Source organism: Xanthomonas axonopodis, from assembly GCF_001304695.1.
In the GTDB taxonomy this organism is placed as follows: domain Bacteria; phylum Pseudomonadota; class Gammaproteobacteria; order Xanthomonadales; family Xanthomonadaceae; genus Xanthomonas; species Xanthomonas axonopodis.
In genome coordinates, this window is the sequence record NZ_JFAQ01000019.1 from 1 (window position 1) to 10,186 (window position 10,186).

Below are 10,186 nucleotides of genomic sequence, written 5' to 3' on the forward strand. Positions count from 1 at the left end.
GGCAACGACAACGCTGCCAATGTGGCCGTACTGGCGATGAGAAAATTGCGACGCCCGGCATCGTTTGGGGTCGTCTGGATCGGATCCATTGAGGCTCCTGGCACGGGGGCATGCAGGGAGGCGTCAGCGGCACAGGCGCCGTCTGCCGGCAACGGATGTGGTGCGATGAACGCGCCCACGCACCGATGCATCTCCCAGTAAAACGTGCGGCCGGCGTGGCGGATTGCATCCGTGTGCGCAGTCCGCGCGCGCGGCGCAGCCGACCTGGCTTCACTGCAGGACCCAGTCGGCCAGCAGGAATCCGCTGCTCATCGCCACCACCAACACCGCGCCGGTGAGCCGCGGTGGCGCCGGCAGCGGCAGGTCCAGCAGGCGGCAGCCGATGCCGATCACCACCGCCAGCAGCAAGCCGACCAGGGTCATGCTCATGCAGCTTCCCGCCAGCGTCCGCTTGGTCCGCCGCAGTGCACATGCTGCCTGGTCGCACGGCGGGCGAGCCGGCGATCGGCCACGCTGTAACCCAAGGTCATCGCCAGCACCGACAAGGCGCCGACCAGAGCCGTCGGCGCGGGTGACGGAATCCCCATCACGCGGCAGCCGAAACCAATCGCCGCACCCAGCACCAGGCTGGCGGCGAACTTGAATGCCATGCGCATCTCAATGCTCCATCCTTGGCGCATGCGGTGGCTCAGCGCCGCCGATGAAGTGGCGCACCCGCGGTGGCTCGGTGCCTTGATGCAGCAGGCGCAGGCGCTCCTGCAGCTGCCGATCCTCGCCAGTGACCCGCTCGTGCTGGCGTAGATGCTCCAGCCAGGACGCCGCCAGGAAATACTCCAGTTGCACTCCAGGTGCGGCAACGTCTTCGGCCACGCCCCAGATCACCGCACCGTCGCGACGCCGCGCCACGCCCAACTGGGTCAGCAAGGTAAGGAACTCGGCGCGATCGGCGTCGGCGATGCGGTACTCCACCGTCACCAGCACCGGCCCTCGGTCGTGCGCGACATCTGTCGTTGGGCACCTGAGCAGACGAACGGTCGCCAAGCGACCGCCTCCATAGCTGGCAAGGCAAAACGGCCTGTTGGCCCGCTCCATGCGGGAGCGAATGTTGAATCAACACACACGCAGAAGCGAGAAGCGCATCGCAAAATCGATCGGCTTGCGCTATCGTATGCATGGGTTGCGGCTGGGGAGCCGCTTAAGCATGGCTTTCATCGGCCGCTAATAACCAAGACACCAACCATCGCACTGCGCAACGCGCGCAGTGTCGTACATTTTTCTTAATGCGTTCAGGGGGAATGCAATGCTTCGTCACTCTTTGCGGGTGCGCCTGCTGCTGCCGGTATTGGCCTTGGGGCTGATCGTGATGTCGGGACTAGCTGTGATCTTGGCTGTTACCGAAGCAAAACGGATCGAGTCTGAAACCGAAGCGGTCATCCGACGTACCTCGGTTCTGACCCAGACCATGTTCTCGCTTACCCGGGAGATGCTGCTCGATCGCGTCGAGGCATCTATGCACAATCTGCGCAAGCAAGTCGATGAGCTAGGCCCAGCCAGTCAAGGGAACCAAGTCCGCGTCGGACGCCGCACTGCCAACGACATACTGCTGGGTCAGAAGTCGCAGGCCAACACGTTCGGCTTGGTCGACGCCGCCACTTCCAGCTTGGTCGACAACGGCGCTTCCATCAGTAAGCAGGGCAACGCAACGATTTTTTCTCGTGTCGGCGACGACTTCGTTCGTATCTCCACCAACATTACTAATGCCGACGGCAGTCGCGCCGTCGGCACCGTGCTCGATCCGAACAGCAAGGCCGCTGGCAAGCTGCGCAATGGAGAGAGCTTCTATGGTGTGGTCGATGTTCTCGGCAACCCATATGTTACTCGCTACGAACCGATCTTTGCCAACAACGACAAACGCGTCATCGGTGCTTTGGCTATCGCCTACAAGGCCGATACGCCTGAGCTGGCGACCGTGATCGGCAGCCGTAGCATGCTCTCTTCTGGCTTCGTCGCGGTGTTGGACAGCAAGAATAAATTGCGCTTCCAGTCGACCACTGGTTCCACCACCGATAGCGCCACCATCGAGCGGATCGTCAAGGAGAGCCCGGAAGACTGGGTGGTGGTTAAAGAGGAGATACGCAATTGGGGCTTCACCTTGGCATCGGCCTATCCCAAGAGCGACATCAACACCTTGATCTTGCATCAATCGTTGTGGATTGCCGGCATCGGCCTGCTCGTCTGCGCACTCATGGTCGGCGTGCAGTCCACGCTGATCTGGAACCGCGTATTGCGCCCCGTCCAGAACCTCACCGCCGTGGCCGAAGAACTGAGCCTTGGCAAGTGGAACCACAACATTGCAGAGGTCGACCTCAAAGATGAAATCGGTACTCTGGCGCGCGCCATCTCCCGCTTGTCCAACAGCGTCCGGTTGGCCATGGAGCGCCTCAGCAAACGCTGAGTCGCTGTCACCCATTCCGTACCTGATGCTGCAAGGAAGACGCCATGTCCACTGAATTCCGTCCGCTGATCGAGATCCTGCGCGAGCTCAGAGCGCTGGCATTGAAGAAGGCGTCCGGCTTTCTGTTCATCGTCACCGAGGAAAACCACTCCTGCATCGTCCGCATCAACAGCGGGCAGATCGAAGAAGTGGTCTTTCGCATGCTGCGCAACGATGAGGCGGTACAACGCCTCACCATGGTCAACGCGGCCAAGGCGCGCTTCCAGGTCGACCCCAGTGCCGGCCTGGGCAAACCTTCGCTGTTGAGCGACGACTCGCGCCAGTGGTTGATGGGCGGTTTTGAAGAGGATCTTGGCGGCGCACCATCGCCGGTGCGTGCGCCGGTTGCCCCGACACCGGTACCTGCCGCAGCCGTCGCAAGCGCGAGTGCGGCGACGGTTGCCAGTGGCGCCGGGCCCGACGCCAGCGTCCGCGATGCACTGGAAGCGGTCGCGCTGAACTATCTCGGCCCGATCGCCGGCATGCTGTGCGATGAAGCCTGGGACGCCTCCGGCGACATCGAGCAGGTGCTCAACCAGCTCGGCGCCAACCTGGCAACGCCGCAGGAAGTACAGAAGTTCATGGCCGAGGCCCGCGTGGCATTGGCCAAGGTCCGCTGAGCAGCATCTTCAGTTCGGGTCATGCATCAAGCCGCGCACTGCGCGGCTTTTTTGTGGGCGTGGCTGTGGCGCTGGCCGTGCCTTGCAACGTCGAACAACGTTGACGCAGGCCGCGCATCGGCCGTGCGTTGCGGGCTTGCGAAGCGCGCCCAGTGACCAGAGTGGCGATAGATCATGGCATCCGACGCAGGCGCAGCACGTCGGCCCTCAGCAATCGTGCAGCGCATGCAGATCGCAATGCGCGACGAAGCGCTGCAGGTTGCCCGACAGACATTTTTGCCGGTGCTGGATCCGGTAGAAGCGCCGCGTCAGCCGTGGCAGGGTGGTCTGCACAATCACCAGCCGGCCCAGCGTCACCAGGTCCTGCACCGCGCACAGCGATAGGCAGGCCAGCCCGAGTCCTTCCGCCGCCGCCTGCTTGATCGCTTCGGTGCTGCCCGGCTGCAGATCGCTGTGCAGATAATGCAAGTGCGGCAGCAAGACCTGCTCCACCGCCTCGCGCGTACCGGAGCCAGGTTCGCGAAGCAGCCAGTGCGCCTGTCGCAAGGCTTTCAACGGCACGCGTGCCTGCATGGCGGTCTGCGCCAATGCATGCGTCGGTGCCGCCACGATCACAAACGCGTCCTGTCCGCCAAGGCACGACCTGAAGGTCTGCCGCATGACACGGGCCCTCGATCAAGCCGATATCCACCTCCAGCCGGCTCACCGCTGCGGCCACCTCGCGCGTATTGCCGATGACCACATCCACCGCCGCGCCCGGCCACTCGCGTCGATAGCTGGCAATCAGCGACGGCAACACATAGTTGCCGATGGTGGTGCTGGCCCCCACGCGAAGACGCGTAAGCAACGGCGTAGGCGCGGCAGCGGCACTCCGGTAATCCCACCGCTTTTAGCGGACTCCAGAAGTGGAGTTATGCAGCCATCGCCAGTTTCATCGCTGGCGTGATGCCGCCTAGCGCCATGTTCGGGCGCTCATGGTTGTACGTCCATAGCCAGCGCGTGGCCTGGTCCTGCACCTGCTCGATGGTGTCGAACAGGGTGCGGGCCAGCCAGGCGTAGCGGACCGTGCGGTTGTAACGTTCAACGTAGGCGTTCTGTTGTGGCTTGCCCGGCTGGATGTGCTCGATGCGGATGCCGTTGCGTTCCGCCCACGCCAGCAGTGCTCCGCTGATGTATTCGGGCCCGTTATCGCAGCGAATGATGCGTGGCTTGCCGCGCCACTCGATGACCTGCTCCAACGATCGGATCACCCGGGCAGATGGCAGCGACAGATCAACATCGATCGCCAGCCCCTCGCGATTGAAGTCATCCAGGACGTTGAACAACCGGAAGCTGCGACCATTGTCGCCGCAGCAGGCAAGCGCGGCGAGATCCCGCGCTAAGCCGCCATCGGCCTGATGGAGGGCTATGTCATCGCCGCGTTCGACACCACGATCAATGCCATCAGCAATGGGCTATGGCAGTTCGCGCAGCATCCCGAGCAGTGGGAAAAGTTGCGCAAGGATCCGAGCAAGGCATCGGCCGCCTTCCAGGAGATCGTCCGCATCGACAGCCCGCTGCAGCACCTGTCGCGCGTGACCACCCGCGAGGTCAACCTGGGCGAGGGTGTCGTGCTTCCCGCAGGCGCGCGGGTGATCGTGAGCTATGCCTCGGCCAATCGCGACGAGCGCCACTATCGGGCACCGGACAGCTTCGATATCGAGCGCAATCTCGTCGATCACCTGGGCTTCGGGCTGGCGACGCACAATTGCGCAGGCCAGGCGCTCGCCAAGCTGGAAGGGATGGCGACATTTGCAGCGCTGGCGCGCTACATCGACGGCTTTACGCTGACCGGGCCGGTGCAACGCGTTCCCAACAGCATCACCCGTGGCCTGTTGCATCTTCCCATGCGTGCGCACTAGGAAGCTCCCATGCCCACTATCACCTACATCGAACCGAGCGGCGAGACCGTCGCGGTCGACCTCGCGCTGTGATGGACCCTGATACAGGGCGCCATGCATCAAGGCATCGATGGCATCGAAGCGCAGTGCGGCGGCTCCTGCGCCTGCGCCACCTGCCATTGCTACGTGGAAGCGGGCGGCGAGGACGTGCCACTGCTGGACATGGAGGCCGGCATGCTCGACAGCGTGGCAGCCGAACGGCGCAGCAACAGCCGGTTGGCGTGCCAGATCGCACCGACATCGGACATGACCATCCGCTTCCCGGACCGGCAGACATGAGCCTGCGCACGGCAGGTGCACGATGAGCGGTGTGGTCATCGTCGGGGCGGGTCAGGCGGGCCTGCAGACCGCCGAATCTCTGCGCAGCGGCGGCTATGCAGGCTCCATCGTCTTGCTGAGGGACGAACCCTGCGCGCCCTATCACCGGCCACCACGGCCCGCAGGCCGGTCAGATGCAGGTCCAAGCTCATACCGTGACCTCCAACGATGCGATCTGGCCGCGTTCGAGGCGAAAGCGATACGACAGCACGACCGGGCTGCCGGGAAAATTGCCGCTGACGTTGGCGCGCACGCAGTGGATGCCGTGCGCGCGTTCACTCTCGAAGGGCACGCTGGTTGCGTTGTACTTGGCCGATGCCTCGGCCATGAAGGCCTTGATCGCGTCGATGCCCGTATAGCTGTGACCGTCGTCGGTCATGACGGCGTGCGCCGTGAAGCAATGCGCCAAGGCGTCGGGGTTGTGCTCGGCCGCGAAGTAAGCGGCAATCGGCTCGGGAAGGGTCGAGATGTCCATGTGGCTGGCTCCGTCTTGTGAGTGGAGGCATCAGCACGCGCACTGAAGCGTGGCACCGTCGGCAAGTGGCGAACTGCTCTACAACCGCATTGGATGTGAAAATGGTGGCCGTCGCGTCGCCGGACGACCTGGCACGTCGAGGAACGCCCAAGTCGCCCGCCGAACTGCATGACCACGCGTGCATCAACTGGCGGCTGCAAATGGATGGCAGGCACTATCGCTGGGAGTTCGACAAGTGCGGGCAACGCCTTGAGGTGGCGGTGGACGGCCTGGTGGTCACCAATCACGCCGATATCGGCATTGCTGCCACGCTGAACGGGCTCGGCATCGCCTATCACTTCGAGCGGGATGGCGTGGGCGAATTAGTGGCCCAGGGGCGCTTGGTGCAGATCCTGGCGGACTGGTCGATTTCGCGCCCTGGGCTGTTTCTCTACTATCCGAACAGGCAGCATCGGCCAGCGCTGCTTGGTGCCTTCATCGACTGCCTGTTGGACCGACCACCGTGCGATCCGCTCTAGCGTTGCGCCTGCGCCACCGCTGGAGATGGGCGGAGCGACAGGTTTGCAGACGGAGCCGCGGGCTGCAGCAACACGCGAACCAACGGATTGGGAAAGCGCCGCGACATCGTGACCGCATAGAACGTCTCCACGATATCCGGCAATTGATCGCCTTCCATCAACGCGCCAGCGGCAATCTCGTCCTTGACGACGATCGGCGGCAGAACCGCCAGACCGATGTCCTCGCGGGCAAGCAGTCGCATCATCGCCATGTCTTCCACTTCCGCCACGATCTGCGGCCGCACGCCCAGGCGGTCGGCCAAGGCGTCGAAGCCGATGCGCACGCTGCTATCCAACGTCGGAAGGATGATGGGGTGGCTGCGAAGGCGGTCGGCGAAGCTGGCGGTATGACCTAGCCGATCCGGCGTCCCCACCAGGCTGACCGGGTATTCCGCGAGCCGGTGTGTAACGAATGGGGACAGCGCGTCGCCGGCCGGCGCCCGATTCAGCAGCACCACGTCGAGATTGAGTGCCTCTAGCGCACGCAGAAGTTCCCCCGGGCTGCCCAAACGCAGAATCAGATCGATGTCGGTGCGGCCCAGCAGCGGCCGCAGGAACTCCATCTGGAAGTTGCGCGACAGCGTGGCCAGCGAGCCGACCCGCAGCGCCTGCCGTGCCGCACCTGTCTGCCGCAGCGTGCCAAGCAACTCATCGCCGGTGGCAAAGATCGCATCGGCGTGGTCGAGCACGATCTGCCCGGCCTCGGTCAGATGCAGTTGCCGCCCGCGGCGTTCGAACAACGCGTGACCCAGGCGCTCCTCCAGCTTGCGGATCTGCACCGACAACGCCGACTGGGTGAGGTTGAGGCGCTCTGCCGTGCGGGTGAGATTGCCGTCGCGCGCGACCGCCCAGAAATAACGCAGGTGGTTGTAGTTCAAGGCAGCCATATCGTTCGATAATAACGAATGAATCTACAATAACAATGAATTTTTATTTAACCCTAGCGAACGATATCCTGGCGCGGCCCGCCACCACGCTCGTTCTTAGGGGATTGCCTTGTCGCTCTATCTACTCCCACTGTTCGCACCACTCCTGCTGCTGACTGCCGCTGTCGCCGCCCTGGTTCGCGGCGGTCGTCGCCCACTGAAGATTTCCCTTCTCGCCGAAGGCGCCGCGCTCGGCGCGCTGTGCATCGCGATTGCCTCGCTCGCGCTGGTGCTCTTGCGAGGCACTGGCGACAGCCCACTGATCGGATGGGACGGTATCGGCCTGTCCGCGCGGCTCGATGCGGTCAGCGTGACGATGCTCCTGCTGGTGGCCTTCGTTGGCTGGATCGTCGTGCGGTACGCACGCACCTACCTCGACGGCGAGGCACGCCAGGGCTACTTCACCGGCTGGCTGTGCATGGCACTGGCAGCGGTGCTGTTGCTGGTGCAGGCCGGCAACCTGGTCCAGGTCGTCATCGCCTGGATCGCCACCAGCATCGCGATGCATCGCCTGCTGCTGTTCTATCCCGAGCGCGTGGAGGCGCAGCGCGCAGCCCGCAAGAAACGGGTGTTTTCCACCACCGGCGGTATCGCCCTGACCTGCGCCGCGGTGCTGATCTGGAAAAGCATGGGCACGACCGATATCGCCACGATCAATGCGCTGGCCGCGCGCGGGCAGCACTCCTGGTCGCTGGTCGCGGCGGCCGCCCTGATCGCACTTGCGGCGGTGCTGAAATCGGCGCAGTTCCCGACCCACGGCTGGCTCACCGAGATGATGGAAGCCCCCACGCCGGTGTCGGCCTTGTTGCACGCCGGCGTGGTCAATGGCGGCGGCTTCCTGCTGATCCGTTTTGCCGACCTGATGCTTGCCGCCCCCGGCGTGCTCGCCGTGCTGGCCATGCTGGGCGGGCTGACCGCCTTGTTCGGCGCGCTGGTGATGCTGACCCAGCCGGCGGTCAAGACCTCGCTAGCCTGGTCCACGGTCGCGCAGATGGGCTTCATGATGCTCCAGTGCGGCCTGGCGCTGTTCCCGCTGGCCCTTCTGCACATCGTGGCGCACTCGCTCTACAAAGCGCATGCCTTCCTGGCCTCTGGCGGAGCCGTCGAGCAAGTGGCGGCCATTCGCCGGCCCGGGCCGGTCGCAGTTCCGAACGGGGCGGCGGTCGGCCGCGCATTTCTGATCGCACTGGCGATCTATATCGGCATCGGCACGGCCTTCGGGTTCGCCTTCGGCTTCGAGCACAAGTCGCCGCAGGCGCTGGCACTGGGCGCGATCCTGATCTTCGGTGTCGCCTATTTGCTGGCCCAGGGCCTTGCCGATGCCGCGCCACGCCCCCTCACCCGCAGGACCGCGATCTACGCCAGCGCCGCGGCGATCGGCTACTTCGCACTGCAGACCGCCGCCGAATGGCTGACGGCCGGTGTGCTGCCGGCCACGCCCGCACCGGGACGGCTGGAGTGGACGCTGGTGACGCTCGCGGTCCTGAGCTTCGGGCTGGTGGCGGTGGCACAGGCGTTGTTTCCGCTGTGGGCATCGCACCCCGCTGCCGCCGGGCTCCGCGTCCATCTCTCCAATGGGCTGTATGTCAACGCCACGATCGATCGCCTGCTCGGCGGCTGGTCTGTTCGCAAGACCTCGTGACTTTCCCTCACTGCCAGGCCCACATGCTGATAACCACGACGACTAACGCCATGTCCCTCTCCCACGATGTGATCATCGCCGCCGCCCAGCGTGCGGCACGCGCCATCCCGCCGCTGTGGCCGCTCGCCTCCAGCGTTGCGGTCAACCCCTTCCTCGGCCAGGCCAACGAACCGCTGGAGATGGCGGCGGCGCGACTGCGGCGTGCCTCCGGTATCGCCGTCACCATGCCGCGGTCCTGGTATGCAGAGCGGCTACAGTCCGGCGAGATCACCGAAGACGATCTGCAGGCGGCCTTGCAGAACGCGCCGGCCGCGCTGCGCCCGCCGAGCTTGTCCGCACTCAGGCAGGCCGTCGAAGCCATGCGCCCTGCCCCGCAGGCGATCCCGACGGTCGCCGAACTGGCCCGCGACATCGCTGCGATCGACTGGCCCTGCATCGTCAACGAGCGTATCGGTCACTGGGCTGCTGGCTATTTCGATCAGGGCCAGGCGCTCTGGGCGGTCGGCCAGTCCGGTGGCGCTTACAGCACCTGGCAGATCATCGCGACCCACGATCTGACCCCGGAAATCGCCGGCCTTGCAGGTTTCGCGCGCTATGTCGCGGATGCGCCAGCCAATGCCGAAGACGCCATTGTCGACTGCGTCGCGCGGCTCGGGCTTTCCCAGGACGCGCTGGACGGTTATTTCCACCGCTTGCTGACCACGTTGGGCGGCTGGGGTCAGCTGGCCCGGTATCGGCTCTGGCAGGCAGAGTTGAGCGGTGCCTCCGATGCGTGCGTCACCGACCTGCTCGCCATTCGCATGCTCTGGGAGGCCGCGCTGCTAGGCCACGGCGGCTCCGCGCTGGTGCCTGGCTGGCAGACGGCCATTGCCGCCTACGCCGAGCCGGTCGCTGCAACCTCGGACGATGTCATCGACAGCATCCTGCAGGAAGCGGCCGAACGTGCAGCGCAGCGAAAGCTCAACGCCATGCTGGCTGCGCCATCGCCGGCCCAGGTCGCACCTGGCCGCGTGAAGCTGCAGATGGCATTCTGCATCGATGTGCGCTCGGAAGTGTTCCGCCGGGCGCTGGAAAGCCTCGATTCCGGTATCCAGACCCTCGGGTTTGCAGGATTTTTCGGCTTGGGCATCGGCCATCGGCGGTTTGCCTCGGACGTGGTCGAGGCGCGCCTGCCGGTGCTGCTCACTCCAGGTGTGGTCACCTGCGCAGGTGAC

12 protein-coding genes and 3 pseudogenes are annotated in these 10,186 nt (G+C 64.7%); 7 read left to right on the forward strand and 8 right to left on the reverse strand.

Translation table 11 applies throughout. The features are described 5' to 3' along the window. Positions 1–270: 270 nt before the first annotated feature. The 3 genes and pseudogenes from XAXN_RS01830 to XAXN_RS01840 all read right to left on the reverse strand — a co-directional run. On the reverse strand, positions 271–429 hold the full coding sequence (locus XAXN_RS01830; RefSeq protein ID WP_054318278.1) for a XapX domain-containing protein: 159 nt from the start codon (positions 427–429) through the stop codon (positions 271–273). Continuing rightward, entirely contained in the window at positions 426–656 is a 231-nt protein-coding gene (locus XAXN_RS01835; RefSeq protein ID WP_425511802.1) for a DUF1427 family protein, read from the reverse strand. The genes XAXN_RS01830 and XAXN_RS01835 overlap by 4 nt, the downstream gene beginning before the upstream one ends. Before the next feature lies 1 nt (position 657). Continuing rightward, a pseudogene (locus XAXN_RS01840) lies at positions 658–1,002 on the reverse strand (MFS transporter); the annotation flags it as partial. A gap of 298 nt (positions 1,003–1,300) precedes the next feature. Here XAXN_RS01840 and XAXN_RS01845 point away from each other — a divergent pair. Continuing rightward, the gene (locus XAXN_RS01845) at positions 1,301–2,455 is read left to right on the forward strand and encodes a Cache 3/Cache 2 fusion domain-containing protein (protein ID WP_054318280.1); all 1,155 of its coding nucleotides are present in this window, start codon (positions 1,301–1,303) and stop codon (positions 2,453–2,455) included. Between the two features lie 44 nt (positions 2,456–2,499). Beyond that, complete coding sequence (locus XAXN_RS01850; protein ID WP_054318281.1) at positions 2,500–3,114, forward strand: DUF8082 domain-containing protein; 615 nt, start codon at positions 2,500–2,502, stop codon at positions 3,112–3,114. 207 nt (positions 3,115–3,321) lie between these two features. Here the strand turns inward: XAXN_RS01850 and XAXN_RS20275 are convergent, their stop codons facing one another. From XAXN_RS20275 to XAXN_RS01865, 3 genes and pseudogenes are all read right to left on the reverse strand, one after another. After that, positions 3,322–3,774: a LysR substrate-binding domain-containing protein gene (locus XAXN_RS20275; RefSeq protein ID WP_209018932.1), complete on the reverse strand. Its 453-nt coding sequence runs from the start codon at positions 3,772–3,774 to the stop codon at positions 3,322–3,324. 19 nt (positions 3,775–3,793) lie between these two features. Continuing rightward, a pseudogene (locus XAXN_RS22900) lies at positions 3,794–3,943 on the reverse strand (LysR substrate-binding domain-containing protein); the annotation flags it as partial. 82 nt (positions 3,944–4,025) lie between these two features. Beyond that, a pseudogene (locus tag XAXN_RS01865) lies at positions 4,026–4,457 on the reverse strand (integrase core domain-containing protein); the annotation flags it as partial. Positions 4,458–4,511: 54 nt separating this feature from the next. On the opposite strand from XAXN_RS01865, the gene XAXN_RS01870 reads away from it, so the two are divergent. Next, positions 4,512–5,015 carry a cytochrome P450 gene (locus XAXN_RS01870; RefSeq protein WP_054318282.1) on the forward strand — a complete coding sequence of 168 codons (504 nt, stop codon included), beginning with the start codon at positions 4,512–4,514 and terminating at the stop codon, positions 5,013–5,015. 81 nt (positions 5,016–5,096) lie between these two features. Continuing rightward, positions 5,097–5,333 (forward strand): 2Fe-2S iron-sulfur cluster-binding protein, encoded by a 237-nt coding sequence (locus XAXN_RS01875; protein WP_280631800.1) that lies wholly within the window; start codon positions 5,097–5,099, stop codon positions 5,331–5,333. 187 nt (positions 5,334–5,520) lie between these two features. Here the strand turns inward: XAXN_RS01875 and XAXN_RS01880 are convergent, their stop codons facing one another. Then, on the reverse strand, positions 5,521–5,847 hold the full coding sequence (locus XAXN_RS01880; RefSeq protein WP_054318283.1) for a nuclear transport factor 2 family protein: 327 nt from the start codon (positions 5,845–5,847) through the stop codon (positions 5,521–5,523). Positions 5,848–5,948: 101 nt separating this feature from the next. Here XAXN_RS01880 and XAXN_RS01885 point away from each other — a divergent pair, with 101 nt between their 5' ends. Next, on the forward strand, positions 5,949–6,365 hold the full coding sequence (locus XAXN_RS01885) for a LysR substrate-binding domain-containing protein (RefSeq protein ID WP_245149934.1): 417 nt from the start codon (positions 5,949–5,951) through the stop codon (positions 6,363–6,365). Here the strand turns inward: XAXN_RS01885 and XAXN_RS01890 are convergent. Further along, positions 6,362–7,291, reverse strand: a complete 930-nt coding sequence (locus XAXN_RS01890; protein ID WP_054318284.1) for a LysR family transcriptional regulator — start codon at positions 7,289–7,291, stop codon at positions 6,362–6,364. The two genes, XAXN_RS01885 and XAXN_RS01890, sit on opposite strands and share 4 nt — an antisense overlap. 109 nt (positions 7,292–7,400) lie before the next feature. Between XAXN_RS01890 and XAXN_RS01895 the strand changes: the two genes are divergently transcribed. Next, the gene (locus XAXN_RS01895; RefSeq protein WP_054318285.1) at positions 7,401–8,972 is read left to right on the forward strand and encodes a proton-conducting transporter transmembrane domain-containing protein; all 1,572 of its coding nucleotides are present in this window, start codon (positions 7,401–7,403) and stop codon (positions 8,970–8,972) included. 23 nt (positions 8,973–8,995) lie between these two features. Beyond that, on the forward strand, positions 8,996–10,186 hold a 1,191-nt coding region (locus XAXN_RS01900; protein WP_134984818.1), incomplete at its 3' end, for a putative inorganic carbon transporter subunit DabA.